Annotated in this window: 26 protein-coding genes; 13 read left to right on the top strand and 13 right to left on the bottom strand. The window is 72.3% G+C overall.

Annotated features, from left to right (window positions below):
• Positions 1–8: 8 nt before the first annotated feature.
• Positions 9–413, top strand: a complete 405-nt coding sequence (locus IPH07_03330) for a hypothetical protein (protein MBK6916412.1) — start codon at positions 9–11, stop codon at positions 411–413.
• The gene (locus tag IPH07_03325; protein MBK6916411.1) at positions 410–1,375 is read left to right on the top strand and encodes a diguanylate cyclase; all 966 of its coding nucleotides are present in this window, start codon (positions 410–412) and stop codon (positions 1,373–1,375) included. The genes IPH07_03330 and IPH07_03325 overlap by 4 nt, the downstream gene beginning before the upstream one ends.
• 7 nt (positions 1,376–1,382) lie before the next feature.
• Here the strand turns inward: IPH07_03325 and IPH07_03320 are convergent, their stop codons facing one another.
• Positions 1,383–2,399 carry a hypothetical protein gene (locus IPH07_03320; protein MBK6916410.1) on the bottom strand — a complete coding sequence of 339 codons (1,017 nt, stop codon included), beginning with the start codon at positions 2,397–2,399 and terminating at the stop codon, positions 1,383–1,385.
• A gap of 72 nt (positions 2,400–2,471) precedes the next feature.
• Here IPH07_03320 and IPH07_03315 point away from each other — a divergent pair, with 72 nt between their 5' ends.
• Genes IPH07_03315 through IPH07_03305 form a run of 3 tightly spaced genes read left to right on the top strand, consistent with a single transcriptional unit; the run spans position 2,472 to position 5,204 of the window.
• Entirely contained in the window at positions 2,472–2,936 is a 465-nt protein-coding gene (locus IPH07_03315; protein ID MBK6916409.1) for a hypothetical protein, read from the top strand.
• Between the two features lie 46 nt (positions 2,937–2,982).
• Positions 2,983–4,590: a PLDc N-terminal domain-containing protein gene (locus tag IPH07_03310; GenBank protein ID MBK6916408.1), complete on the top strand. Its 1,608-nt coding sequence runs from the start codon at positions 2,983–2,985 to the stop codon at positions 4,588–4,590.
• 44 nt (positions 4,591–4,634) lie between these two features.
• Complete coding sequence (locus IPH07_03305; GenBank protein ID MBK6916407.1) at positions 4,635–5,204, top strand: hypothetical protein; 570 nt, start codon at positions 4,635–4,637, stop codon at positions 5,202–5,204.
• Between the two features lie 19 nt (positions 5,205–5,223).
• On the opposite strand, the gene IPH07_03300 is transcribed toward IPH07_03305, so the two are convergent.
• The 6 genes from IPH07_03300 to IPH07_03275 all read right to left on the bottom strand — a co-directional run bounded on the left by IPH07_03300 (position 5,224) and on the right by IPH07_03275 (position 12,376).
• Positions 5,224–5,976: a hypothetical protein gene (locus tag IPH07_03300; GenBank protein MBK6916406.1), complete on the bottom strand. Its 753-nt coding sequence runs from the start codon at positions 5,974–5,976 to the stop codon at positions 5,224–5,226.
• Positions 5,977–6,061: 85 nt separating this feature from the next.
• Positions 6,062–6,493 (bottom strand): hypothetical protein, encoded by a 432-nt coding sequence (locus IPH07_03295; protein MBK6916405.1) that lies wholly within the window; start codon positions 6,491–6,493, stop codon positions 6,062–6,064.
• 41 nt (positions 6,494–6,534) lie between these two features.
• Complete coding sequence (locus tag IPH07_03290) at positions 6,535–8,343, bottom strand: hypothetical protein (protein MBK6916404.1); 1,809 nt, start codon at positions 8,341–8,343, stop codon at positions 6,535–6,537.
• 3 nt (positions 8,344–8,346) lie between these two features.
• Positions 8,347–9,579 carry a protein kinase gene (locus IPH07_03285; protein MBK6916403.1) on the bottom strand — a complete coding sequence of 411 codons (1,233 nt, stop codon included), beginning with the start codon at positions 9,577–9,579 and terminating at the stop codon, positions 8,347–8,349.
• Between the two features lie 227 nt (positions 9,580–9,806).
• Positions 9,807–11,555, bottom strand: a complete 1,749-nt coding sequence (locus IPH07_03280; protein MBK6916402.1) for a hypothetical protein — start codon at positions 11,553–11,555, stop codon at positions 9,807–9,809.
• A complete protein-coding gene (locus IPH07_03275; GenBank protein MBK6916401.1) occupies positions 11,519–12,376 on the bottom strand; it encodes a metallophosphoesterase in 858 nt (285 codons plus the stop codon). Before IPH07_03275 ends, IPH07_03280 begins: the two co-directional genes overlap by 37 nt.
• 317 nt (positions 12,377–12,693) lie before the next feature.
• Here IPH07_03275 and aspS point away from each other — a divergent pair, with 317 nt between their 5' ends.
• From aspS to IPH07_03250, 5 genes are all read left to right on the top strand, one after another.
• The gene (gene aspS / locus IPH07_03270) at positions 12,694–14,523 is read left to right on the top strand and encodes an aspartate--tRNA ligase (GenBank protein ID MBK6916400.1); all 1,830 of its coding nucleotides are present in this window, start codon (positions 12,694–12,696) and stop codon (positions 14,521–14,523) included.
• Positions 14,520–16,109, top strand: a complete 1,590-nt coding sequence (gene lnt, locus IPH07_03265) for an apolipoprotein N-acyltransferase (protein MBK6916399.1) — start codon at positions 14,520–14,522, stop codon at positions 16,107–16,109. Before aspS ends, lnt begins: the two co-directional genes overlap by 4 nt.
• Positions 16,110–16,116: 7 nt before the next feature.
• A complete protein-coding gene (locus tag IPH07_03260) occupies positions 16,117–16,818 on the top strand; it encodes a redoxin domain-containing protein (GenBank protein MBK6916398.1) in 702 nt (233 codons plus the stop codon).
• Positions 16,819–16,828: 10 nt separating this feature from the next.
• A complete protein-coding gene (locus IPH07_03255) occupies positions 16,829–17,689 on the top strand; it encodes an NAD-dependent protein deacetylase (protein ID MBK6916397.1) in 861 nt (286 codons plus the stop codon).
• A 137-nt stretch (positions 17,690–17,826) separates the two neighbouring features.
• Entirely contained in the window at positions 17,827–18,354 is a 528-nt protein-coding gene (locus IPH07_03250; protein MBK6916396.1) for a YdcF family protein, read from the top strand.
• A gap of 27 nt (positions 18,355–18,381) precedes the next feature.
• Here the strand turns inward: IPH07_03250 and IPH07_03245 are convergent, their stop codons facing one another.
• The gene (locus IPH07_03245) at positions 18,382–18,702 is read right to left on the bottom strand and encodes a hypothetical protein (protein ID MBK6916395.1); all 321 of its coding nucleotides are present in this window, start codon (positions 18,700–18,702) and stop codon (positions 18,382–18,384) included.
• Positions 18,703–18,791: 89 nt separating this feature from the next.
• Positions 18,792–19,340, bottom strand: coding sequence for a hypothetical protein (locus tag IPH07_03240; GenBank protein ID MBK6916394.1), 549 nt, complete (start codon positions 19,338–19,340; stop codon positions 18,792–18,794).
• 240 nt (positions 19,341–19,580) lie between these two features.
• On the opposite strand from IPH07_03240, the gene IPH07_03235 reads away from it, so the two are divergent.
• A complete protein-coding gene (locus tag IPH07_03235; GenBank protein MBK6916393.1) occupies positions 19,581–20,423 on the top strand; it encodes a DUF692 domain-containing protein in 843 nt (280 codons plus the stop codon).
• Positions 20,420–21,238, top strand: a complete 819-nt coding sequence (locus tag IPH07_03230; GenBank protein MBK6916392.1) for a putative DNA-binding domain-containing protein — start codon at positions 20,420–20,422, stop codon at positions 21,236–21,238. Before IPH07_03235 ends, IPH07_03230 begins: the two co-directional genes overlap by 4 nt.
• Here IPH07_03230 and hemC read toward each other — a convergent pair.
• From hemC to IPH07_03210, 4 genes are read right to left on the bottom strand one after another with little or no spacing between them, the layout of a single operon-like run.
• Positions 21,235–22,161, bottom strand: a complete 927-nt coding sequence (hemC, locus tag IPH07_03225) for a hydroxymethylbilane synthase (GenBank protein MBK6916391.1) — start codon at positions 22,159–22,161, stop codon at positions 21,235–21,237. The genes IPH07_03230 and hemC overlap by 4 nt on opposite strands.
• A gap of 45 nt (positions 22,162–22,206) precedes the next feature.
• Positions 22,207–23,541, bottom strand: a complete 1,335-nt coding sequence (locus tag IPH07_03220) for a glutamyl-tRNA reductase (protein ID MBK6916390.1) — start codon at positions 23,539–23,541, stop codon at positions 22,207–22,209.
• The gene (gene ccsA, locus IPH07_03215) at positions 23,538–24,350 is read right to left on the bottom strand and encodes a cytochrome c biogenesis protein CcsA (GenBank protein ID MBK6916389.1); all 813 of its coding nucleotides are present in this window, start codon (positions 24,348–24,350) and stop codon (positions 23,538–23,540) included. The genes IPH07_03220 and ccsA overlap by 4 nt, the downstream gene beginning before the upstream one ends.
• A gap of 57 nt (positions 24,351–24,407) precedes the next feature.
• Positions 24,408–24,806 (bottom strand): hypothetical protein, encoded by a 399-nt coding sequence (locus IPH07_03210; protein ID MBK6916388.1) that lies wholly within the window; start codon positions 24,804–24,806, stop codon positions 24,408–24,410.
• A gap of 186 nt (positions 24,807–24,992) precedes the next feature.
• Here IPH07_03210 and trxA point away from each other — a divergent pair, with 186 nt between their 5' ends.
• Complete coding sequence (trxA, locus tag IPH07_03205) at positions 24,993–25,322, top strand: thioredoxin (GenBank protein ID MBK6916387.1); 330 nt, start codon at positions 24,993–24,995, stop codon at positions 25,320–25,322.
• The last annotated feature ends 48 nt before the right edge of the window (positions 25,323–25,370 follow it).

Genomic DNA, 25,370 nt, shown 5'->3' with positions numbered 1-25,370 from the left:
AACCCCCAATGTCCACCACCGAAGAGTCCCTGTTCGCCCAACGTGCCGCCGCCGGCGCGCTCCCTTACGCCGACCTGCTCGCGGGTCGCATGGCCGAGATCGCGACCGCGCTCCGGGACGGACGCGATCAAGCCGCGCTCGCAGCGCTCGGCGACTCCACCGATGACCTCGAGCACTTCCTGCGCTTTCTCCTCCTGATCCAGGACTCCGTCGGCGAACGCTCGCCCGACCAGTCGCTGGCGGTACGCGACTACCACGAGCACATCCTCGGCATCCTCGAAGGGCTACAGCCGGCGCTCGGTCATGCCGATTTGGTCGAGGTGGCCGACACGCTCGAGGACGACCTCGCGCCGTCGCTGCGCAGCTATCGAGATCTCGACGCCGCCGTGCAATCGGCCCTCTCGCCGCCGTGACCCTGCCCCCCGCGCTCGAACCGTCGCTCGCCTCCGCGCACGTGCTGGTGGTCGACGACGATCCTGTCTCGGCCCACACCGTGGCCGCGACCGTGCGCGAGCTGGGCCATCGGACCACGGTGTGCAACGGCTGGACGGCGGCGTTGCGGGCCTTCAGCGAGCAGGAAATCGATCTCGTGCTGATGGACGCGGTCATGCCCGGCGTCGACGGCTTCCGACTGACGCGCCTGCTGCGGGCGCGCTCGCGCTCGTACGTGCCCATCGTCTTCCTCACGGCGCTGGCCGATCGTCGCTCGCGCGAGCAGGGCGTGGCGGCCGGTGCCGACGACTTCCTGTCCAAGCCCGTCGACGTGCTCGAGCTGCGCGTGCGGCTCACCGCGATGCTCCGCATTCGCTCGCTCACGCGCGACCTCGAGGCGCGTAGCCGGGCGCTCGCGCGGCTGGCCGCGGTCGACGACCTCACCGGCGTCGCCAATCGCCGCAGCTTCGACGAGAACTTCCCGCAGCAGCTCGCCCACGCGCGCGACAGTGGCGGGCGGGTCGCCCTGCTGATGCTCGACATCGATCACTTCAAGCGCGTGAACGACTCGCTCGGCCACACCGCCGGCGACGCGCTGCTGGCGTTCTTCGGCCGCCTGATGATCGACGTCGTGCGCACCGGCGACGCTTGCTACCGCTACGGCGGCGAGGAGTTCGCGATCGTCGCCGACGGCGCGGGTATCGACGCCGCCGTCGAGATCGGCGAGCGCGTGCGCCATGCCTTCGCGCTGCAGAGCACCGGCGCGACCCCGGCCGGCGCGCGTACGGTCTCGGTGGGGGTGTCTGCCACCGACCAATTCGAGTCGCCGCCGACGCCGTCGCAGATGATCGAGGCCGCCGACGCGGCGCTCTACCGCGCCAAGACGCTGGGGCGCAATTGCGTGGCGCGCCATGACACCCGCCAGCTCGTCCGCGTCGCGTGACGCTCGACTACTCGCGCGTCAGCTGCCAGCGGCCCTGTTCGTCGGTCACCCAGAACGTCGGCACCGCGGTCAGCCACGCCTGCGCGCTGGCGGCTGCGTTGATGCCGAGCAACACCCTGCGCGCGCCCGCGACGCTGCGCGCCTGCACTTCGACGATCACCCGCGCGCCCTCCTCGACGCGGCGCAGCATCCAACCCAGCAGCTCGCTGGGGTCTTCGAGGCGCAGCACGAAGGTCGGGTTGGGCAGGTCGGAGCGCACGCCGCTGGCCTCGCTGCGATCGAGGATCAACGCGTAGGGCCCGAGGTGTCGCGCAATGCGTTCGCCGTGGCCGTGTCCCCGCACCAGGCACAGCGCGCCGTCGGGCAGCTCGGCGGCGACCCCTGCGAACGGATCGCTGCGGCCCTGGATCGGCGCCGAGCTCTCGGTCGCGTCCTCGAGCGAGGCCGGTGGCTCGCCGGTCGGCGGTCGCCGGCGGATCGCGAAGTCGATCGGGTCGGGCTCGATCGTGAGCGCCGCACCGCCGTCGTCGCCACCGCCCGCGACCAGCCAGCTGGGAATCTGCGCCGGGCCGGGCGTGGGTGGTGGCGTCGTGGTGACCGCGGGCAGGTCCCACGCGGTGTCGCGGGTCTTGCGGGGCCCGGGCACTGCACCGCCGGCGATCGGCGCGCCTTCGGTGCGACGCAGCGGCGGTAGCTCGAGCGGCACGCCGACCTCCGCCACCGCGGCCTCGCCGGTGCGGCCGCGCACGACCACGCCGTCGCGACCGGCCTCCGCCACGAGCTGCCAGCGCGCGACGCCGTCGTGGACCTGGAACTCGACCACGTTGCCGACCGCGAGCTCGGCCTGCTGGTCGGGGCCGAGCACACCGGCGAGCGCATCGAAGAGCTCGCTCTCCGCCAGCACGGTGTCCATCGTCTCCACGCCCAGCGACGTGCGCAGCGTCGGGTGTCGGTCGGGCTCGAGCACGATCTCCATCGCACCGTGCCCGGTCGCATCGTGCAGCACCTGCAACAACGACGGCATCTTGCGGGCGCAAGCGTAGCCCGGAAGCAACCCGCGGCTCAATGCCGGACGGTTTCGGTCGATGGGGACGCCGTGACGCGCACGGGTCCACGACCGCTGGCCTTCGCCGGGCGTATCGCGACCTGGTGGAGCGGGCTCGCGCTGCTCGCGTGCGCGCCCGTCGAGCCCGAGCAGCTGGCCCTCGACGACGACGACGCGACGACGGGCGCGGCGGCGTTCGACGGCGTCGACCCGCCGGACGCGTGGGCACGCGCGGTGGCGCCGCGCCCCGATCGTGATCGGACGGTGACCCCGGCCGCCATCGCACGCCCGTTGCCGGCGCGGACGTGCGCCGCGTACTGCCAGGCGTTCGACGCCGCGTGTGGCGACGGCGCGACATGGACCACCCTCGACGACTGCGAGGCCCGCTGCCACGACGCACTGCACGACGAGCCCGCGGCCCTGGCGTGCCGCACCGCGTGGCTCGGCGACGGCGCCGAGCCGGCCTGCATCGCCGCCAGCCTCGACAGCCCGATCTGCGACGCCCCGGCGTCGTGAGCCCGACGCCGGGCGCCGGCGGCGGCTTGGTCTATCATGCCGGCGCGTGCCCCTCGCCATGCCAGTGGCCACGCCGTTGGCCGTGCTGATGGCCGCGTCGTGGTGGGCGGATCACACCGCGGTCGCGCTCGAGGTCGCGTTCGTGGCCTACGCGATCGCCATCTCGACGGTGGTGGTGCTCGAGCGCCGCCGTCCGACCACCACCTTGGCGCTGGTGCTCGCGCTGGTGTTCGTGCCCGTGCTGGGGCTGCTGGCGTACATGCTGCTGAGCCGCAGCGTGCGGCGCCGTCGCAAGGTCCGCCAGCGCCGCATCGTGCGGCCCATCGAGGCGCTGCGGGGCGTCGCCACCGTCGCCGCGCAGCCCGACGAGCTGCCGCCGCTGCCGCGGGGCCTGGTGCGATTGGCGATCGCGACCGCGGCGGCGCCCGTGCGTCGCGCGGTCGACGTGCGCGTGCTGTCCGATCCCGAGGGCATCTTCGCGGCCATGCGCGCGGCGATCGACGGCGCGGAGTCGTTCATCCACCTGCTGTTCTACATCTGGCACGACGACGACACCGGTCGCGACCTCGTGATGCGCCTGGCCGCACGTGCCCGCGCGGGGGTGCGCGTGCGCGTGTTGGTCGACGACATGGGCAGCGTCGGTGTCGGCGCGCGGCACTTCGGCCCGCTGCTCGAGGCCGGCGGTGAGGTGGCGCGCTTCGGCAAGCTGCGCTTGGGCTGGCGACCGTGGCGTTCGCGGCTCAACTTCCGCAACCACCGCAAGATCGTGGTGGTCGACGGTCGCTGTGGCTTCATCGGCGGGGTCAACGTCGGCGACGAGTACGCCGGCCAGCTCGACGACCGACGCTGGCGCGACCTGATGGTCGAGGTGCGCGGCGACGCGGTGCTCGGGCTCGACGCGGTGTTCCTCGAGGATTGGCTGTCGTCGACGGGCCAGGTGCTCGACACCCACGGCCAGCTGCCGCAGGAGCTGCGGGACCTCGACGCCAGGCGACCCCGGCGTCGCGGGCCTCGGACCGGGGGCGAGCGCGAGCGCGAGCGTCGGCTGCGGGCCGGCGATCCGTTCCAGGCGCTGCCGCCACGACCGCCCACGCGACAGGGCGCACTCATGCAGGTGATCCCGAGCGGCCCCGACGCGCCCAACGACGAAGCCATCGCGACCCAGGTCGTCGCCAGCATCGCGATCGCCACCGCTCGCGTGTGGATCGTGACGCCCTACTTCGTGCCCGACGATCCGCTGCTGCTGGCGATCCGCACCGCGGCACTGCGCGGGGTCGACGTGCGGGTGTTGGTACCCACGCCGGCGGCCAACGACTCACGGCTGGTCGCGTTCGCAGCGTCGAGCTACTACGACGAGCTGCTCGAGTCGGGCGCGCGCGTGTTCGAGTACCACGGCGGCATGCTGCACGCGAAGTACGCCTTGTTCGACGACGTCGCGCTGGTCGGCTCCGCCAACATGGACGTGCGCAGCTTCCACCTCAACTACGAGGTGATCGCCATGTTCTACGACGCCGAGGTCACCCGCGCGCTCGGCATCCGCTTCATCGAGGACCTCACCGCCGCGCGCGAGGTCACCCTCGCGATGCGCGAGACCCGACGTTGGTGGCAGCGCGTCGGCGAGGGCGCCGCGCGGGTGGTCTCGCCGCTGCTGTGACGCCGGCGTGCGCCCCCGCGAGGTCGCGCTATCCTCGGGGCGCCGTGCCCGGGCCGCCGTCGCGCTTCGCCTACTACCAACGGCTGTCGAGCCGCGACCGCGCGACCTACCGCAAGAGCGACGCGGTGGTCACGCTCGCGGTGCCCGACGCCGGTGCACTGCAGGCCGCGCTCGCGACCATCGAGCACGGGCTCGCGGCCGACGATCGACGGCGCACCGGCGCCGGCGCGCGCGCGCTCGCGGCCGGACTGTGCACGCAGCTGGGCGCCACGCCGGTGGTGGTCCGCGTGCTCGCGCATCGCCCCAGCGATCGCAGCGGCGAGCTCCACGGCCTGTACGAGCGCGACGAGGACGGCAGCGCCGTCATCCGCGTGTGGATGCGAACCGCGGCGCACCATCGACCGGTCGCCTACCGCAGCTTCGTGCGCACGCTGCTGCACGAGCTGTGTCACCACTTCGACTTCGAGCTGCTGCGCCTGCGCGACACCTTCCACACCGAGGGCTTCTTTCGCCGCGAGGCCGCGCTCGCGCGCGCGCTGCTGCCGGCCCAGCAACGCCGCGCCGTGCCGCGCGAGCCGCCGCCGTCGCGGCAGCTGGGGCTGTTCGACGGCTGACGCGAGGCATCGGCCGCCCTCATACACCCCAGCCGTTGCACACCACCGCCTGCCCGAAGTTGGCCGAGCACGAGAACGTGAGCGCGCTGCTCTGCGTCCACGCGAACTCGACCGTGCACGCGAACGGCACCCCCATGATCATGCCGCTGCCCTGATACACGTTGCCGTCGAGAAGCCCCGGCGGAAAGTTCAGGCCGAAGTTCGTGTCGCAGCCCCACGTCAGCGCGCAGCCGTCCTGCGCGACCGAACACATCGTCAGGCCCGAGAACGCGTCGTCGCAGGCCGACGGCGAGTCGGTGTCGAGGAACATCGCATAGTTGCCCTGCACGGGCTCGCAGCTGGGGGCCGCGCTGTCGGACCCGTCGTCGTCGCTCGCGCCGGTGGCGACGCCACACCACGGCCCCGGCACACGGCACACACCGATCTCGAAGGTGTCGTCGGCGTTCGGCGCCGGCGCACGCAGATCGCACGACTCGCCGCTGCCGCAGTTCAGCGAGCTGCGACACCCGGACGAGCAGATCCCGTCGACCTCGCAGTAGCTGCCCGCAGCGCAGGTCTCGAGCGTGCACTGGGTGACGCCATCGCCGACGTTCGCGTCGCAGTCGGTCGGTTGCGACGCGCCGGAGTCCGCGGCGTCGGCGTTGGAGCCGGCTGCTTCACCCTCGGCGGCCGCGTCGTCGCCGGGGCCGACGTCGCAGGCGAGCAGCGCCGCGAGCAGCGGCCCCAGGGGGCGCAGGCGCGCGAGGAGGTGTTGGGTCCGGTGGTCGAACATCGCTGGAGCTCCCGCACGGACGCCGTCTTGGCGCCCGTTCGTCCCCCACGACGCGACCTCGTGGCCGACCGTCGCACGATGCTCGTCAGGGGTCGTCCGCGGGCGGTGGCGCGGCCGCGGTGCCCGCCACCGCTGCGACCGCGACCACGCTCGCCAACAGCATCATGGCGCCGGCCGGGACCACCAGCACGAGCGGCCCGGGATCGGCGGCGGCATGCCAGAGCCCGCCACCCATGAAGCCGCCGCCGACCAGCGCAGCGCCCAGCAGCGATGCGCGGCGCACCCGCCCTGCCCACGTCGCAGGTGTGCCGAGCTGCGTCATCGCCCACGCGAGCACGAGGTTCACCAGCGCGAGCAGGCCGCCGTGGGCGTGGCCCAGGCGCAGGAACTCGCGGCGCAGTGGATCGTCGATCCAGTCGCCGGCCCGCAGGCCGATCATCGCCTCGAGCCACAGGCCGCTGGCGAGGAAGATCGCCAACAAGCCCAGCGACAAGCGAACGTGACGGGCGTGCTCCACTGGTTGCTCACCGCATCCTAGTACCTCGACACAGGGATTGCTCACTCGCCGATCCAGATCGCCTGCGCGTCGCGGCTGGCCTCGAGCGCCTCGCGGCGCGCGGGCGCGTCGTCGAACGCGCCGGGCCCGAGCGCCGCCCGGATCGCCTGCCATGCCGGCAACCGCGACGCCGGCTCGGCCTCGGGATCGAAATCCGCCAGCGCCGCGCGAACCCTCGCGCCGTCGTCGGCGTCCGCGGCGAGACGACGCGCGGCCACCCATGCCATCCATCGCACCGCGGCGTAGTCGTCGGCCATCGCATCGACCACCCACGACAGCCGCTGCGACGCCGACGCGGTCGCGCGCGGCTGGGCCAGGGCATCGACCGCGAGCGCGCGCTGGATCGGATCGCCGCCGTGCAGATCGAGCAGCACCCGCGGGCCCCAGCTCTCGCGCGCGTCGGGGCCCCGCGCCGGCTCGGTGCCCGCGAGGCCCACGCGCGACATGGCCGCGGCGGCCCACGAGCGGTCGCGATCGACGTGGCACTGCGTGCACGCGTCGGGGCGATCGTGCAGCCCCACCGCAGCCCCCGGATCGGGGCTCGTGACGCGGTGGCTGATCATGCCCTGCAACAGGCCGTAGCTGGTGCGCGGCATGTGGCAGTCCATGCAATCGACCGACGCGCCGTGGCCACCGTGCCGCGCACCCGCCGAGAGCGTCGCCGTGTCGTGGCAGCGCACGCAGGTGCCGCTGCGATCGAAGTCGCGGCGCAGCTGCATCGAGGGCGTGTCGCCGTGCATGTCGTGGCAGTCGTTGCAGTGCAGCCCGCGGCCGTCGTCGTGGCACGGTGAGGCCAGCAGGCCCTGGTACTCGTGGGCCGACAGCCGTGGGGTCGCGTCGGGCCAGAAGCGCGTCGCAAACGGCGTGTCGGGATCGTCGCCGAGGTGGGCGTCGCGCAGGATCGGCCGCGACACCGCCGCGAGCGACTCGCCGGGCACGAAGCCGTCGCCCACGGCGAGGATGCGATCGATGTCGAGGCCGATGCGCTGGCCGTGGCAACGGCCGCACACGTCGGCCGCGCGCTCGGGTGTCAGTGCGCCCGGATCGACGATGGCGGGGTCGGGGCCGGCGACCGACCACACCCGACGCAGCGGCGAGGCCTGCCGCTGCACGTGCGCCGACGCGCGGCCGTGGCACGCCTCGCAGCCGATGCCCCACTGCCCCACGGTGGTGTGCCAGCGCCCCTGCTCGAGCCCCGGCGACGGCTCGGTGTTGTGGCAGAACAGGCAGTTGTCGTTGTAGCGCACGAAGTGCCGCAGGTAGTCGTCGCGCGAGCCGTTCACGCCATCCTCGGCGAGGAATGCAGTGTCGAGGTGGATCCATCGCGCCTCGCCGAGGTGCCACGCCAGCGGCAGGCGCCAGCGCTCGTCGGGCCCGCCCCCGCGATCGATGCGCGCGACGTACTGCTGCACGCGATGGCTGCCGACCGTGAGCTCGACGTCGGCATCGATCACCGCTGCGCCCTCGGCATCGACGACGCGCAGGTGCGGCCGACCGTCGGCGCTGCGATCCATCGTGGCGGTGAAGCCGAGCGTGGTCAGCTGCTCGCCGAGAAACGGCGCCGCGATGCGGCTGCCGGCGTCGTCGACCACCTGCGTCATGGTCCGGTGGTAGCTGTCGTGCCAGCTGCGCCACTTCTCGGGGTGGCAGCTGCGGCAGTCGTCGTCACCCACGACGGCGGCAGCGCGGCGATCGATCGGGCGCCAGGCGTCGTCGTCGAGCAGCGTCCACGCGCTGCCCACCGTCACCGCGGCCGTCCACGCCAGCGCGGGCCCGAACAGCAACGCGCTCGGCCAGCCCCAGCTCGTCATGGTTCACGACTCGACGGCGCGGATCTCGAGGTCCTGATCGTACAGCCGGATCGGCGCGCCCTCGCCGTCGGCGCGGATCGGCACCGGCACCGCGGCCGCGAGCGCGCGGCCCTGGTACTGCGTGCCGTTCTGGCTCTGCAGATCGGCGATCCAGATGCGACCACGGTGCGCGTACACGCAGGCATGCAGCCGACTCATGCGCGGCGAGGTCACCACCAGCTGGCACGCCTCGTGGCGACCGATCACGATCGGCCCCTCGCGCATGTCGAAGCGATGCACCGCCCCGGCGTAGGTCATCTCGACGATCGGCCGCACCAAGCGCTCGAACAGCGGCTCGACGGTGTCGGGCTCGTACCACAGGCCGTCGGCGGTGGCGGCGGTCTGGAATGCGGCCGCCATCTCGCGGCCCGAGCCGAAGCGCGCCGCGGGTTGCTTGGCCATCGCGCGCCGCATGAACACGTCGAGGTGCGGCGACGGCACGCGGGTGTCCGCTGCGGCGCCGGAGTCCATCACGGTGGCCCGCGCGCGCCCCTTGAGCGCGATCGACAGCGCCGGAATCTCCGATTCCATGTGCTGGTGCAGCAGCTCCGGCAGCGACCGACCGTCGTAGGGCAGCCGGCCGGACAGCAGCTCGAAGGCGATCACCGCCAAGGCATAGCGATCGGTCGCCGGGCCCACGTGCTTGGTGTCGCGGAACTGCTCCGGGCTCATGTAGTGCGGCGTGCCGAACACCGAGCCCGTCGCGGTCGCGGCCTCGTGGGCGAGCCACTTCGCGATCCCGAGATCGATGATCACGGGGTCCCAGCCGCTCGGCCCATTGGGCTGATTGCGCAACAGGACGTTGTCGGGCTTGAGGTCGCGGTGGACGACCCCGAGTCCGTGGAGCTCGTCGAGGCTGCGGCCGACGCCGGCGAGCAACCGGTGCACCCCCCAGGTGTCGCCCTCGCCGATGGCGCCGGCCGGCGACACGCCGTCGACGAACTCCATGGCCATCCAGGTGCGGCCGTACTCGTCGCTGCCGAAGTGCTCGACCTTGATGACGCCGTCGAAGTTGGCGCCACTCATCAGCTGCGCCTCACGCTGGAAGCGGACCGCAGCCTCGCTGCCCTCGTGGACCTCGGCGCGCAGCCACTTCACCACCACGAGCCGGCGGCGGAACACGTCGACGCACAGGTGCACGTCGCCCACCGCACCCTCGCCCAGCGGGCGGATCTTGCGGTGTGGGCAGCTTGGCACGCCCGAGTACTCTACCAGGGGTGGTGCCCGATGGGCGCGCACCGACGCCGTCCGGTGGCGACCCACGGTGGGTCACGCGCGAGCGATGCGCTGCGATCGCGCATCGCCGCCGGTTGGCCCGCGGTCACGCCCGAGGGGATCGGGCTCATGGCAGCCCCGAGGGTCGTGAGTGTCTGAACGTGCGTGCGGCGAGGGGCACACGCGCCCGCGCCGCGAGGTCGCCCGCGCTACAGTGGGATCTCGACCTCGGTGTACGGCTCCGCGACGTAGGTCACGGCCTTGCCGCCGAGGTTCAGCTCGCAGAAGCCGGGCTTGCTCACCTGCACACGCGAGCTGCTCGAGGGTGCGAGCTTGGCCTCCGCGTCGAAGCTGCCGCACTTCACGGTCGCGGTGACCGGCTCGGCGCGGTTGTTCTTCAGCACCAGGGTCGCCTCGGCCTTCTCCGCGAATTTCACCGCGAACGGGTAGTCCTTGGCGATGTCGGTGCGCAGGCCCTCGAGCTTCTGCTCGCTGCCGGGCGCACGGTACGGGTACGCCGCGCCGAGGCCCGAGACGCTCTGCTTCGACCAGTCGAGCTCGCTCAGCGCTTCGCCCAACCGCGTGATCTTGCCGCCGGGGTACTTGACCAACCCGGTGCTGCGCAGCGCCGCGGCGTCCTTCTTGCGCAGGTTGACCTCGGTGTGGCGCAGCAGGTCGGCGGTCGCGATGTGGACCTCGGGCAGCTCTGGCGTCTTCGACTTGGCGCGCTCGAGCTGCTCGCGCGCGGCGTCGATGCGGCCGCTGGCGATCATGTCGTGCACGCGGATCGTCAGGAGGATCGACCACACCTGCGCGTAGCCGCCGGTCGAGGGATCGATCTTGCCGAGCGCCGCCTCGGCGTCCGGCAGCTTGCCCTTGCCGGCGATCGCCAGCACGCGCTGCAGCTGCAGCGATGGATCGGCCGGCCGCAGCTCGAGCGCGCGTGCGAGGTCCTCGTCGGCGCCGGGGACCTCGTTCTTCGCCAGCCGCTGCGCGCTGCGGGCGATGTACAGCCCCGCGAGGCGCTCGCGCAGCTCGGCCACGCGCTCGGCCGAGACCTTGAGCTTGCCCTCCTCGGCGTGCTTGACCAGGGTCTCGAGGCGGTCGAGCGCGATCTCGGTCTTGCCCAGCTTCTCGAGCTCGTACGCGACCTCGATCGCGAGGCCCAGCTGCTCCTCGGCGCCGACGCCCGCGGGCGCCATGTCGAGCAGGCGGTCGGCGAGTTCGGGCTTGTCGGCGGCGAGCACCGCGAGCACCACGATGCGACGCAGCTCGAGGAACTGGCCCCGCTGATCCACGTCCTGCACGCCGATCAGATCGGCGGCGGGGGCCAGCGCCTGCGCGGCCTCCTCGGTGGCGCCGCGGGCGATGCGACAGCGCACCACGCCGAGCGCGACCGCGGCGTTGGGGATGATCGCCAGCGCGCGGCTGTAGTCGGCCTCGGCCTGCGGCCACATCTGCGCGTGGTAGTAGCGATCGGCGCGGTCGATCAGCAGCACCGCGAGCAGACGCTTGCAGCCGCGACACTTGGTCTTGCTGCCCTCCTCGACCAGCGCGAAGGCCTCGTCGGGCATGCCGCGGCCGATCAGCGCGCGGGCGCGGCCCTCGAGCGCCTCTTCGTTGTTGGGATCGAGCTTGAGCGCCTTCTTGTAGAGGCTCTCGGCGACCTTCGGACGATCGCGCTGCTCGCGGGCCTGCTGCAGGTAGATCTCGACCAGCTCCTGCGTGCCCTCCTCGCGGTACTTCTCGTGGTCGATGGCATCGCGGTAGAGTTCCTCGGCCTCGTCGAAGTCGCCTTCGCCGTCGGACCACGCGATGCGGGCCTTGTCGAGGGCGTTCACGCAGCCCACCGGCAGCAGCAGTGCCAGTGCGAGCGCGAGCCCCCGGGTGACGCCGATGCGTGACGCGGTGGTCGAGGAGATCAGTCGTGCACGCGATCGAATGCGGTTCCGTTCCATGTGTAGCGCTCCCGATGGATGAGGTCGCGGTCGACCTCGTATAGCGAAAACGAAGCCTGTCGGCCCGGTCGCGTCGAGCACGAGGTGCCCGATGCCACGCCATGCACCGGCACGTCGCCGTGCGGGCCGGGCAGCGTGCTGTCCACGCAACGATGCTCGTGGCCGTGGAGGATGAGTTCGGCGCCCTGGCGTGCGATGACCTCGCCGAAGGCGCCCAGATCGAGCAGGTCGTGACGCGGCTTCGACACCCCGGCGACGGGTGGATGGTGGATCAGCACGATCCGCATCAGTCCCTCGGTCGAAAGCCGGGCCAGCACGGCCTCGAGCCGCTCCAGCTGGGCAGGCCCGACCGCGCCCGTCGCGTACAGCGGCAGCGAGGTGATCCCGCTCGAGACCCCCACGAGCGCCGCGGGCCCGACCCGCTGCACGAACGGGAACGCGTCACCGTCGCGCTCGCCGTCCATGAATTCGGCGAAGTGCCGCTCGAACAACCGCTGCCGCACCGCACCTGCGGTGTACGTGTCGTGATTGCCGGGGATGACGGTGACGGGCATGCCCGCGTCGGACAGCTTCGCGCGCGCGTGGGCGAACTCCGACGGCAGCGCGAGGTTGGTCAGATCGCCGGTCACCACCAGCCGGTCGGCGCCCAGGCGGCGTCCGCAATCGAGCACGGCGTCGAAGATGCGCTCGTCGTGCAGCCGCCGGCGCTTGAGCGCGAGGTTGATGCGTCCGGTGATGCGCTTGTTGAAGTAGTGCCACGGCCGCACGCCACGCAGGTCGAGCAGATGGATGTCCGAGACGTGCACGAATCGCAGCGCCATGGCGAGGAGCGAGCTTTCGGACCGTCGGTCGACGCCGCGTCAGCGGCGACGAGCACGGGCGGCCTCGGGCCCGCGCGAGTTGTAGCAGGCGCGCGAGCGCATCGCGAGCCCAAGCCGGGGCCGGCCGATCGCCACCCGCGGCCGCGCGGGCACGAGGGGGGGGCCTCGCCGCGCGCCGCCGGTGGCGAGGCCGGCGGCCACCGGCGGCGCCCCATGAGGACGCGGCCCGCGCTCGCGCCGGTTGGGCCCCGCCGGGGCGCTCGCGTGGTGTCGCGGGGCAAACCAAGGCCGGCGCCGCTGATACAGTTCCGAGCATCATGTCCAGCTTGCTCACATCGGGCCGCACCCACTCGTGCGGCGCCCTGCGCCCCAGCGCCGTCGGTGCCGAGGTCGTGTTGTTCGGGTGGGTCCACCGCCGCCGCGACCACGGTGGTCGCATCTTCGTCGACCTGCGCGATCGCGAGGGTCTCACGCAGGTGGTGTTCGGACCCGACATCGACGCCGGCGCCCACGAGGCCGCCGATCGGCTGCGCAGCGAGTTCTGCATCGGCATCGCCGGCAAGGTCATCAGCCGCGGCGACAATGCCAACCCCAACCTCCCGACCGGCGCCATCGAGGTCGAGGCCAGCCAGCTCGAGATCTTCTCGCAGGCCGAGACCCCGCCGCTGGCGATCGCCGACGACGACCGCATCGACACCGGTGAGAACCTCCGGCTGCGCTACCGCTACCTCGACCTGCGGCGCCCGAGCCTGCAGAAGAACTTCATCACGCGCTCGAAGATCGCCTTCGTGACGCGGCGGTGCATGACCGAGCAGGGCTTCCTCGAGCTCGAGACGCCCTACATGGTCAAGTACACCCCCGGTGGTGCACGCAACTTCCTGGTGCCCAGCCGCCTCAACCCGGGGAACTTCTACGCGCTCGCCGAGTCGCCGCAGATCTTCAAGCAGCTGTTCATGGTCTCGGGCTTCGATCGCTACTTCCAGATCACCCGTTGTTTCCGCGACGAGGACCTGCGCAACGACCGGCAGCCCGAGTTCACGCAGATCGACGTCGAGATGTCGTTCGCCACCCCGGAGCTGGTCTTCGGCGTGATGGAGCGGCTGGTCGCCGAGGTCTGGCGCGAGGTGCTGGGCGTGGAGGTGCCGCTGCCGCTGCCACGCATGCCGTGGGCCGAGGCCATGGCACGCTACGGCAGCGACAAGCCCGACACCCGCTTCGGCCTCGAGCTGGTCGACGTGACCGCGGCGACCCGCAGCTGCGGCTTCCGGGTGTTCGAGGCCGCGCCGTGCGTGAAGGGCCTCATGGTCCCGCCCGAGCACGCCGGCGTGCTCACCCGCAACCAGCTCGACAAGCTGACCGAGTTCGTGAAGCAGCGCGAGCACGGCGGCGCCAAGGGCCTGGCGTGGGCACGCATCACCGACGACGGCAGCTGGCAGGCGCCGTTCGCCAAGAACCTCGCGCCCGAGGTCCAGCGCAGCATCGCCGAAGCGATGGGCGCGACCCCCGGGAGCGTGATGCTGTTCATCGCCGACACCTGGCACACCGTCCACCAGGTGCTGTGCGCGCTGCGGCTCGAGCTGCGCGACGCGCTGCACCTGCTCGGCGAGGGTGCGCCGGCGTGGAAGTTCCTGTGGGTCACCGAGTTCCCGCTGTTCGAGCGCCGCGACGACGGCACGCTGGTGGCCGCGCACCACCCGTTCACGATGCCCAACCTCGAGCACATCCCGCTGCTCGACACCGATCCCGGCAGCGTGCACGCGCAGGCCTATGACCTCGTGCTCAACGGCAACGAGATCGGCGGCGGCTCGATCCGAATCCACCGCAGCGACGTGCAGGCCAAGGTCTTCGAGGTGCTGGGGCTCTCGCCCGAGTCCGCGCAGCAGAAGTTCGGCTTCCTGCTCGAGGCCTTCAAGTACGGCCCGCCGCCCCACGGTGGCATCGCGCTCGGGCTCGATCGCCTGGCGATGCTGACCACCGGCGCGACCAGCCTGCGCGACGTGATCGCGTTCCCCAAGACCCAGAAGGGCCAGGACCTCATGACGCAGTGCCCGACGTCGGTCGACGACGCGCAGCTGGCCGAGCTGTTCGTGCGGCTACGACCGCTGCCGCAGGCCGCGGGCGCGGCCAAGCCGGAGCCCGAGGCTTGAAGCTGCCGCGACCCGAGCCCAAGCGCGTGCTGCTGGCTGGCCTCTCGGCCGTCGGCATGGTGCTGTCGTGCCCGAACTACGATCAGTTCTGGCTCGGCTTCGTCATGTGGATCCCGTACTTCGCCGCGATCGAGGGGCTGTCGGCGCGTCGTGCGTTCCGCTACGGCTGGCTGGTCGGCATCATCACGGTCTTCTGGGGCTTCTTCTGGATGAGCCAGCTGCTGGTGAAGTTCGCCGACTTCTCGGTGCCGGCGGCGACCCCCGTGACGTTCCTATTCGCGCTGTGGCATGGCCTGCTGTGGGGCCTCTCGGCGCTGGTCATCACCAAGCTGCGCGCGCGGGTCGACTGGCCGCTGTGGATCGTCGCGCCGGCGGTGTGGGTCGGCGTCGAGGCCACGCTGCCGAACATCTTTCCCATCTACATGGCGCACGCGTGGTGCTGGCAGCCGCTGCTGATCCAGACCGCCGATCTCGGCGGCGTGACCATGGTCAGCGGCATCATGGTCGCGACCAACGCTGCGCTCTACACGTTGCTGCGGGCGCGGCTCGACGCCAAGCCCATCGCGCGTCGCGACGTCATCGCAGCCGTGACGCTGCTGGTGGGCAACCCCATCTACGGTGCGCTACGGCTCGCGCAGCTGCACGCGGCCATCGACGACGCACCGACGGTGCGCTTCGGGGTCGTGCAGGGCAACATGAGCATCCGCCAGATGGCCCACCCCGAGTGGCGGCGGTGGGTGCTCGACAACGAACAACAGATGACCGCCGCGCTCGAGGCCCAGGGCGCCGAGGTGGCGCTGTGGGGCGAGACCGCGTACCCCAACCCGCGCGCGTTCACCCGCGATCGCACCACCGATCTCCCGCCCGATCATCCATGGCGGGTGAAGCGGGGCTTCGACATCCCGATCATCTTCGGCGCGGTCACCCGCGAGAGCCAGGGCGGCTCGCCCTACCCCTACAACTCGGCGATCCTGCTCGATCGCGCGGGCACGGTCGCGGGCCGCTACGACAAGGTCTACCGGCTGATGTTCGGCGAGTACGCGCCGCTGGTGAGCCCCGAGTGGTACCTCAAGCAAGTGCCGTCGGCGTCGCACATCGCCCAGGGTGCGGGCCCCGGGGTGCTGCCGCTGGGACCGTGGCGACTGGGGCCGTTCGTCTGCTACGAGGACATCCTGCCCCGCTACGTGCGCGAGACCGCGGCGCAAGAGGTCAACGCATTCGTCAACCTCACCAACGACGCGTGGTTCGGCAAGACCGAGGAGCCCGGACAGCACCTGGGCCTGGCGGTGTTCCGCGCGGTCGAGCACCGCAAGCCGATGGTCCGCGCCGTGAACACCGGCGTCAGCGTGTACATCGATCCGACCGGCGCGGCGCACCACCGCACCGAGGTCACCGATCCCGACATCGACGGGCCACAGCCGCCCGATGGCTTCGTGGTCGACGTGCCGATGATGGACCCCCAACACCGCACGATCTATGGCTACACCGGCGAGCTGTTCGACGCGATCTGCGTGGGCCTCGTGGTGTTCATGTGGACGCGTCGGCGTCGCGACGCGGGCACCGCCGCGGCCGCTGCGGTAGGCTAGCGCGGCCATGAAGCCCGTCGTCGTCGCGATCGCCCTGCTCGCTGCCGCGTGCACCCGCTCCGCCGCCACCGCCACCGAGGGCGCGCCGCCGGTGACGGCCGCGACGATGCCGATCGCGCCGCCCGAGTCGAGCCCGCCCGCGCAGACCCCCGCGCAGACGCCCGTCGCGACCGCGGCCATCGGTCAGCCCGCGCCGGCCTTCGATCTCGTCGACACCGAGGGTCAGCACCACGGCCTCGCCGACGGCAAGGGCAAGCTGCTGGTGCTCGAGTGGTGGAACCCGGGTTGCCCATTCGTGAAGTACGCCCACGGCGAGGGCCCGCTGCGCGACATGGCCGAGCAGGAGGCGAAGGCCGGTGTGGTGTGGCTGGCGATCAACTCGGGCGCGCCCGGCAAGCAGGGCGCCGGCGCCGACAACAGCCGCGAGGGCGCGCGCGGCTTCGGCATGGCGCACCCGGTGCTGCTCGACGAGGACGGCGCGGTCGGCCACGCCTACGGCGCGACCAAGACCCCGCACGTGTTCCTCATCGACGGCGAGGGCAAGCTGCTCTACCGCGGCGCGATCGACAACGCGCCCATCGGCGAGGTCGACGGTGGCGGTGCCTACCGCAACCACCTCGCACAGGCGCTCGCCGAGGTGCGCGCGGGCAAGCCCGTGAGCGTGCCCGAGACGCCGTCGTACGGCTGCTCGGTGAAGTACGCCAAGTGAGCGCACGCCGATGTCCGACGCCCGCGTCGACCGCCCGGACGAGGCCCTCGCGAGGGCGATCACACTGCTGCGCGGCCGCACCGTCGCGGTGCTGAGCGGCGCCGGCATCAGTACCGAGTCGGGCATCCCCGACTACCGTGGGCCCGGCACCACCGCGCGCGCGCGCCAGCCGATCCGCTTCCAGGAGTATGCCGCCAGCGCCGAGGGCCGCGCGCGCTACTGGGCGCGGGCGATGGTCGGCTGGCCGCGCTTCGCCGCCGCGGCCCCCAACGAGGGCCACCGCGCGATCGCATCGCTGCAGCGCCGCGGCGTGGTCGATGGCCTCATCACGCAGAACGTCGACGAGCTGCACCAACGCGCCGGCTCGCCGTCGGTGATCGAGCTGCACGGCACGCTGCACCGCGTGCGCTGCCTCGAGTGCGGCGGACTCGAGCCGCGCACGCAGGTACACGCGCGAGTGGTGGCCGACAACCCCGAGCTCGAGCACGCGCGCGTGCACGACCCCGAGGCCGCCGAGGTCCGCCCCGACGGCGACGTCGAGCTGCCGACACGACTGCTGGCGGGCTTCCGGCCGCCTTCGTGCCTGCGCTGCGGCGGTCGACTCAAGCCCGACGTGGTGTTCTTCGGCGAGAGCGTGCCGGCCGAGGTGGTCGAGCACGCCCATGCCTGTCTGTCGGCCGCCGACGCGCTGCTGGTGGTCGGCAGCTCGCTGGCGGTGTTCTCGGGCTACCGCTTCGTGCGGCGGGCGAGCGAGCGCGGGCAGCCGATCGTCATCGTCAACCTCGGCGCCACCCGAGGCGACGACTACGCCAGCATTCGCGTGGACGCGCGGGCCGGCGAGGTACTGCCGGCGCTCGCGGCCGCGCTGTGATCGACGGCGCACGCGCTCGTGCACGATCACGGCGGACACGTGCGGGAATCGGCGGTGCCCGCCGGGCGTCGCCACCTCGGGTGCGTGCACGGGCGAGTCGCTGGCGGTGGCTGTTGCGGGCGGTGGGCGTCGCCGCGGTGTCGTGGTGCAGCGCCGCGGTCGCGCTCGATCGCCATGGCGCGGCGCAGTCACCCGCGTGGTCGCACGGCGACGCGATCGTCGTGCTGGGCTGTCGTGTGGGCGACGACGGCTACGCCAGCGCTGCGCTGGCCGCCCGTGCGCGGCGTGCCGCCGAGCTGTACCACCGCGGCTTCGCGCCGCGGATCGTCACCACCGGCGGTGTCGGTGCGGGCGACGTCGCCGAGGCCGACGCCGCCGCCGAGGTGCTCGAACGGCTCGGCGTGCCCGACGAAGCGATCGTCCGCGAGCGGCGATCGACCTCGACCCACGGCAACGCGATCGAGGCGGCCGCGCTGTTGGGCCCCGCGCGGGTCGTGATCGTGAGCGACGCGTACCACCTGTTCCGCGCGCGGCGGGTCTTCGCCCGCGCGTTCACGGAGGTCGATGCGGTGCCGAGCGAGCCCGACGACGGCAGCGTGCGCGTCGTCGGGGCCCTGCGCGAGGTGGCCGCGGTGGCGGTCTACGCCGCGCGCGGCCGGCTGTAGGGCGGCGGCCGCCCGCGCCGAGGCGCGCTACAGCTTCTCGCCGCCCTTGGCGGTGCACTCGTCGGCCGTCAGCTGCACCCACCCCTTGCCCTTGCAGGTGTTGTTGCCGGCGCAGTCGTGGCCCTTGCTGCCGGGCTCGACGCGATTGTCGGGCACGTCGCACGCCCCCTGTGTGCTGCACTCGTTCACGCCGAAGCACTTGATCTTCGTGGCCTTGGCGACGTCGGCGGTCTTGCCGTCGGCCGCGGTCGCGCCGTCGGGGTGCTTGATGGGCTCGTCGTGGTGGCATGCCGACACGAACAGTGCGGCGGCAGCGAGGGCGATCTGGGAGGCGTGCTTGTGCGTCATCGTGTCGTCTTTCCTGTCGTACGCGCGTCGCAGCACCTCGGCCCGGACGGTCCACACGTGGGACCGCCCCGACCGCCGCGGCGACGCCGCTAGTTCGCCGGGTGGCACTCCATGCAGTAGGCCCCGACGTTGTCGACCTTCTCGCCCATGATCGCGGCCATCTCGGGCACGACCTGCTCGACCATGAACTTGGTGACCTTCTCGTCGTAGTCCTTGCCGCTCTTGATCGGATCGGCCTTGTCGAGGCCCATCAGATCGTTGGGCATCTCGTAGCCCTTGTCCTTGCCGCTCTTGCCGTGGCAGGTCTCGCACTTGAAGGTGCCGAAGCCGCTGGCGTCGTAGGCCTGGAACGACTTCTTCATCTTCGGCAGCACCTCGAGTCCCATGAACTCCATGCGCTGCTTGTGGGTCTTGTCGTGCCAGGCGACCCCAGGCGCGCCCGGCTCGGTCGCGCCGCCACCGTCGCCCGACGCGCCACCCTCGGCCGCACCACCCTCGGCGGCCTCGGTGGTGGCGCCCTCGCCCCCGACGGCTCCGGCGGTGTCGCCCGGCGGCGGCGTGGTGGGTTGCGAGGACTTCTCGCAGGCGGAGAAGGCGAGCCCGAGGACTCCGAGGGTGACGAAGAAGAGGTTGCGCATGGTCGGCTGTCTCGTGGGTGGTTCGGGTCGTTCGAGCCGGCGATGCCCCCTGCCAGGAGGGGCGCTTCGTCCCCCGTCGGAGACCGGGGCTGCGGTGGGGTAATCGCCGGCTGCCGGCGTTGTTACGCAATCCCTCCGGCCCGCGCAAGCGCGAGGAATTGCGGCGGGCGACGGCGCCGACATCGGGCATGGTTTCCCTGCCGCCCGGACGATGCCGGGTGCCCGAGGCCGCCGTCTGCCATGCGCGAGCTCCCCCGACGACATCTCGGCCACGGCGTGGGCCTGCGGGTGCCCCACTTCGATCGTGCGCTCGGCGAGGGGCTCGGGGTGCCGGTGGTCGAGGCCATCAGCGAGAACTTCTTCGGCGGCGGCGGACGACCGATGGTGGTGCTCGAGCGCGTCCGCGCCGACGCCGAGGTGGTGCTGCACGGCGTGTCGCTCGCGATCGGCTCGGTCACGCCGCCGCGCGAGGACTACCTCGCGCGGCTCGAAACGCTGGTCGATCGCATCCAGCCGGCGTGGGTCGGCGATCACCTGTGCTGGGGCGCGCTCGGCCACCACCACGCCCACGACCTGTTGCCGCTGCCCTACACCGAGGAGGCGCTCGCGCACGTGGTCGCGCGCGTGCTGCAGGTGCAGGAGCGCCTGCACCGACGGCTCGTGCTCGAGAACGTCTCGAGCTACGTCGGCTACCGCCACAGCACCATGCCGGAGTGGGAGTTCGTGGCCGAGGTCGCGCGACGGGCCGATGCCTGGCTGCTGCTCGACGTCAACAACGTGCTGGTGAGCGCGACCAACTTCGAGTTCGACCCCGCGCGATACATCGACGCGCTGCCGGGTGAGCGCATCGTGCAGCTGCACCTGGCGAACCACACCGATCGCGGGCACTACAAGTTCGACTCCCACCGCGGTGCGGTGCCCGAGGCGGTGTGGCAGCTGCACGCGCAGGTCGTGCGCCGCCACGGCCCGATCACCACCATCGTCGAGTGGGACGACGAGGTCCCGCCGTGGCCTCAGCTGGCCGCCCAAGCCGCGCGCGCGCAGGCCAACGAGGCCGCGGCGCTGGGGAGCGTCGTGCGGTGACGTTGGCCGAGCTGCAGGCGCTGTTCTGGCGCGCGATCCGGTGGCCGACCGGCATCGACGACTTCCTACGCGAGTCCGACGACGCCACGCGGGCCGCGTTCGAGGCCGCCTTCGCCGAGACCCCGGCGTTCGATCGACGCGCGCGCATGGAGGTCTACGCCGAGGCCTACTTCTGGCGCCTGCACGACGTGCTGCGCGATCACTTCGGCCTGCTCGCGCGGCTGCTCGGACCCGACCGCTTCCGCAACCTCGCGACCGACTACGTGTGGCAGTGCCCGTCGCAGGACCCCGACATCCGCCGCTTCGGCGCGCGCCTGCCCGCCTTCGTGGCCGCCCACGCCGAGGGCCTGCGCGTGCCCGGGCTCGCCGGCGTGGCGGCGATCGAGTGGGCGATGGTGCGGGCGCTCGACGTGCCCCAGCCGGACGCGCCGCTGGCTCGCGCCGAGCTGCTCGCGCGACCGCCGGAGGCGTGGCCGTCGCTGCGCCTGGCGAGCATGCCGAGCGTGGCGATCGAGCGCACCGAGTTGCCGTTCCTGGCGATGTGGCGGGCCTTCGACGCCGACGCGGACACGCTGCCGCTGCCGTCCCCGGGTGTCGCGCGAGCGGTGCTGGTGTGGCGCGAGCAGCTGGCGGTCATGGTCCGCGAGCTCGACGACGACGAGGCCGACGCGCTGTCACGCCTGCGCGGCGGCTGTGCATTCGACGAGCTGTGCGAGGGCCGAAGCCCCGAGCAGGTCGTCGCGTGGCTGCAGCGGTGGATCGACGACGCGCTGGTGCGCCCCGACGCCGGGGTCGAGCGGTCGGCGCCGCGCTAGCGCGAGAGCACCACGTGCGCGCCCATGTCGAGCAGCGCCTCGGCCAGCCGCGCGCCGATTGCCGCGGCCTCGCTCGCGGGGCCGCGCTCGGCCGCCGCGAAGTAGGGCTCGCCGCCGTCGCCGACGATGATCCCGCGCACGCGCACCTCGTCGCCGAGCAGCTCCGCGTAGGCGCCCACCGGCACCGTGCAGCCGGCCTGCAGGCGCTGCAGGAAGCCGCGCTCGGCGGCGGCCTGCACCGCCGCGGTCGGGTCGGACATGGGTGCGACCAGGGCCTGCGTGCGCGGATCGTCGCGCCGGCACTGCAGCGCGAGGATGCCCTGCGTCGGCGACGGACACATGCGCTCGACGTCGATGAACTCGCTGATGCGCGCGTGCAGACCGAGCCGACGCAGGCCCGCGCCCGCGAGGATCACCGCGTCGAGCTCGCCGTCGTCGACCTTGCGCACCCGCGTGGGGACGTTGCCCCGCAGCGGCATCACCTTCACCGTCGGGTTGATGCGCGCGACCAGGGCCGCGCGGCGCAGGCTGCCGGTGCCGACGCGCGTGCCGGCGGGCAGCTCGGCCAAGCTCGCGCCCGCGGCCCCGACGAGGGCGTCGCGCGGGTCCTCGCGCGGCGGGGTCGCAGCGATCACCAGCTCGCGCGGCAGCTCGGCCGGCAGGTCCTTCATGCTGTGGACCGCCAGCTCGGCCTCGCCGGCCAGCAGCCGCTCCTCGATCGCCTTCACGAACAGGCCCTTGCCGCCGACCTCGTGCAGCGGTCGATCCTGGATGCGGTCGCCGTCGGTGGTGACGACCACCAGCTCGACCTCCAGCGCCTCACCGTGCAGGCGCCGCAGCGTGTCGCGTACGAAGTGGGCCTGCCACAGCGCGAGCTCGGAGCCGCGGGTGGCGATGCGCAGGGTCGATCGAGGTGCGTTCATCGGTGGTGTCGTGATCGGACGAAGACGGGGGCGGCAAAAGGGGCGCTAGGAGCCCTCGGCGACCGCGGGGGTGGGTGACGGCACCGGCGTGACTGCGGGCTCCTGCAGCTCGAACGCCTGCGCCAGCGCCTCGGCCAGCGCGACCGCATCGAAGCTGCCGCCGGCACCATCGCCACCGGCCTTGCGAACGCTGGCCATCGGCCGGTGCAGAAGCTTCTGCACCACCGCGCGCGCGAGCTGCTCGACCGCCGCCTGCTGCTCGGGCGACAGCGCGCCCAGCTTGGGCAGCACCTTGCGCAGCTCGGCCTCGGCGACCTCGCGACCGAACGCCTGCAGCTGTCCGAGCATGGGGCCGACGGTGCGCGTGCGCAGCCACTGCAGGAAGCCGGCGACCTCCTCCTCGACCATCGCCGCCGCGCGCTCGGCCTCGCCACGGCGCGATCGCATGTTGTCGTGGACGATCTGCTGCAGGTCGTCGACGTTGTAGACGAACACCTGTGGCATGCCCGCGACGTCGGCCGCGACGTCGCGCGGCACCGCGATGTCGACCAGGAACAGCGGCCGACCACGGCGCGACTTGACCACCGGCTTGAGCAGCGCGCGATCGATGACCGGCACGGTCGCTCCGGTGCTCGCGATCACGATGTCGGCGCGCACGAGCTCGGCGGCGAGTCGATCCCAGGGCTCGTAGTGCCCGTTGACCTTCTCGGCCAACACCTCGCCGCGCGCCGCCGAGCGGTTCACCACCGCGATCTCGGCGACGCCGCCGCTCTGCAGGTGCACCGCGGCCTGCTCGGCCATCTCGCCGGCGCCGACCACCAGCGCCATGCAGCCCGTGAGCTCGCCGAAGATGCTGCGCGCGAGGTCGACCGCGACCGACGACACGTTGGCCGCGCCGCGGGCGATCTCGGTCTCCGAGCGCACCCGCTTGGCCGACTTGAACGCCAGGCTCATGCAGCGATCGAGCACCGGGCCGATGCTGCCGTGCTCGCGCGCGCGGTCGAACGCATCCTTGACCTGCCCGAGGATCTGCGGCTCCCCCACCACCAGGCTCTCGAGGCTCGCGGTCACGCGGAAGATGTGGCGCGCGGCATCGGTGGCGGTCCGCACGAACGCGTGCTCGTGCAGTGGCGTGCCGTCGGTGCGCTGCAGCTCGGCGAGCAGCGGCATCACGTGATGCGGCAGGCTACCGCGGCCCGGCACCGCGTAGATCTCGACGCGGTTGCAGGTCGAGACCACCATCGCCTCGGCGAGGTCGGCCCGCTCGCGCAGGCCCTGCAGCACGCGGGCGTGGTCCTCGTCGCCGATCGCGAGCTGCTCGCGCAGCTCGACGGGCGCGCTCTTGTGGTTCAAGCCGACCGCGATGATGTCGCCGCTCACCCGCGCACTCCGTAGCTGACGACGATGAGCACCACCGCGATGAACGCCGCGATCGTCAGCCACGCCGAGCTGCGGCCCCTCGAGCCCCACGCCGCGCGCATGACCAGCAAGGCGATCGAGGCCAGCCACGCGACGAACGCGGCGACGATCTCGAACACCCGGCCCTGCAGCATGTGCGGCCCGCCGCCCTGCAGGATCCACAGCACGCCGGTGACGATCGCCAGCGTGAACACCGGCGTCACCAACAGCACCAGGCGGTGGTGCAGGCGATCGAGGCCGGTGAGCGACATCGTGCCCTGCATGGCGCGGAACTGCTTGCGACGCAGGCGACGCTCGGTCACCAGGTAGAGACCGGCGACCGCGGCGGCCAGCGTGAAGCCGGCCAGGCCGCCCGACGCGAACGCGACGTGGGCGCTCGCGATGCCGCCGCCGGTCGGCAGCGTGGCCCCGCTGACGCTGGAGAACGCCATGCCCAGCGCCAGACCGCACAGGCCGACCGGTGCCATCACGGCCCCGAGCGCGTCGAGTGGGCGCCCGCGCGAGAGCGCGAGGTAGCCGAGCGCGGCCACCAGCGCGCCGAAGCTGGTCGCGAGATAGATGTTCTTCAGCGGATGATCGCCGTCGACACACTGCAGCCCGATGAGGGCGGTATGCAGCAGCGCGGCGATGCTGAGCAGCGGTCGCGCACGACGACGCATCACGCTCGGCCCGTCACGGCCGGGCTCGCGTGGCTCGCCGGCCTCGGCCCCGTACGCGAAGGTGGCCGCGCCATAGAAGAGCGCGGCGGCGATGAAGAGCAGCAGCAACATGCGACGTTCGACCCATCATGTCGCGCGCGCGCGCGGTCCCGCAAGCTCGGCCCGGCGCTACCCGGGCAGCGCCGTCAGCAGCGCCGCCAGGTGCGACCAGCGGACCGGCTCGAAAAGGGCCTCGACGCCGCCCTCGCCCACGGGGATCGCGAGGAACCCGGGCCGCACCGAGTACGCGCACTCGCCCAACACCACCGAGGTGTCGTACAGCTCCGCGCCCATCTGCGCCAGCTCCTGCGCGCCGCGGACGCTCCCGACCAGCTGATGCGGATCGCTCTGCGCACCCTCGAGGCGCTCGAACGCCACCGCAGGGCTGAGGTAGAGCGAGATGCCGCCAGCCTCGGCGGGCAGGCGCAGCAGATCGCCGTCGAGGCGGACGCGGCCGGAGGCGAGCCAACGATCGAGCAGCGCTTGTGAAACGTAGATGCGCGGCATGGCGTTGGATCGGGAGACCATGCGCTTCGTCCTGGCGCCCCCGACGACGAGGGGGGGCGAAGCGCGGTGTGAAGATAGTCCCGGCCCGAGGGTCCCGTCCACACCTTGCACCCGCTGGCCGATCGCCCCATGCTTGGCGCCCGCGAAACCGCCCGAGCCTGCTCGCAACGCACGCTGGGACGGTCGTACCGCGAGAGGAAACGAACGATGTCCGAATCCATCTCTCACGTCAGCGACGCCAGCTTCAAGCAGGACGTGCTCGACGCCAACACCCCCGTGCTGGTCGACTTCTGGGCGGTGTGGTGTGGCCCCTGCCGTGCGATCGCGCCGCACCTCGAGGCGCTGGCCGGTGAGCTCGCGGGCAAGGTCCGCATCGTCAAGCTCAACGTCGACGAGAACGAGCAGACCGCGACCAACTACCAGATCCGATCGATCCCGACGCTGCTCATGTTCAAGGGCGGCAAGGTCGTCGATCAGATGGTGGGCAACCCCGGCAGCAAGGCCAAGCTCGCCGACTTCATCAACCGCCACGTGTAGCGCAACCGAGACCGGCGGCGCGTCGTCGTGACGGCGCGCCCCCGGATC

Source organism: Deltaproteobacteria bacterium, assembly GCA_016709225.1.
Classification (GTDB): Bacteria; Myxococcota_A; Polyangia; order Nannocystales; family Nannocystaceae; genus Xiheibacterium; species Xiheibacterium phototrophicum.
The sequence above is the reverse complement of the archived record's forward strand: the minus strand, read 5'-3'. Positions and strand labels throughout refer to the sequence as shown.

Bases quoted from the DNA above. Each gene is read 5' to 3' on its own strand.
- IPH07_03275 (MBK6916401.1), bottom strand. From the start codon at position 12,376: ATGGCGCTGCGATTCGTGCACGTCTCGGACATCCATCTGCTCGACCTG.
- IPH07_03330 (MBK6916412.1), top strand. From the start codon at position 9: ATGTCCACCACCGAAGAGTCCCTGTTCGCCCAACGTGCCGCCGCCGGC.
- IPH07_03210 (MBK6916388.1), bottom strand. From the start codon at position 24,806: ATGGTCTCCCGATCCAACGCCATGCCGCGCATCTACGTTTCACAAGCG.
- IPH07_03320 (MBK6916410.1), bottom strand. From the start codon at position 2,399: ATGCCGTCGTTGTTGCAGGTGCTGCACGATGCGACCGGGCACGGTGCG.
- IPH07_03280 (MBK6916402.1), bottom strand. From the start codon at position 11,555: ATGGAACGGAACCGCATTCGATCGCGTGCACGACTGATCTCCTCGACC.
- hemC (MBK6916391.1), bottom strand. From the start codon at position 22,161: ATGAACGCACCTCGATCGACCCTGCGCATCGCCACCCGCGGCTCCGAG.
- IPH07_03255 (MBK6916397.1), top strand. From the start codon at position 16,829: ATGTCCGACGCCCGCGTCGACCGCCCGGACGAGGCCCTCGCGAGGGCG.
- aspS (MBK6916400.1), top strand. From the start codon at position 12,694: ATGTCCAGCTTGCTCACATCGGGCCGCACCCACTCGTGCGGCGCCCTG.
- trxA (MBK6916387.1), top strand. From the start codon at position 24,993: ATGTCCGAATCCATCTCTCACGTCAGCGACGCCAGCTTCAAGCAGGAC.
- IPH07_03290 (MBK6916404.1), bottom strand. From the start codon at position 8,343: ATGACGAGCTGGGGCTGGCCGAGCGCGTTGCTGTTCGGGCCCGCGCTG.
- IPH07_03235 (MBK6916393.1), top strand. From the start codon at position 19,581: ATGCGCGAGCTCCCCCGACGACATCTCGGCCACGGCGTGGGCCTGCGG.
- IPH07_03245 (MBK6916395.1), bottom strand. From the start codon at position 18,702: ATGACGCACAAGCACGCCTCCCAGATCGCCCTCGCTGCCGCCGCACTG.
- IPH07_03240 (MBK6916394.1), bottom strand. From the start codon at position 19,340: ATGCGCAACCTCTTCTTCGTCACCCTCGGAGTCCTCGGGCTCGCCTTC.
- ccsA (MBK6916389.1), bottom strand. From the start codon at position 24,350: ATGTTGCTGCTGCTCTTCATCGCCGCCGCGCTCTTCTATGGCGCGGCC.
- IPH07_03300 (MBK6916406.1), bottom strand. From the start codon at position 5,976: ATGTTCGACCACCGGACCCAACACCTCCTCGCGCGCCTGCGCCCCCTG.
- IPH07_03260 (MBK6916398.1), top strand. From the start codon at position 16,117: ATGAAGCCCGTCGTCGTCGCGATCGCCCTGCTCGCTGCCGCGTGCACC.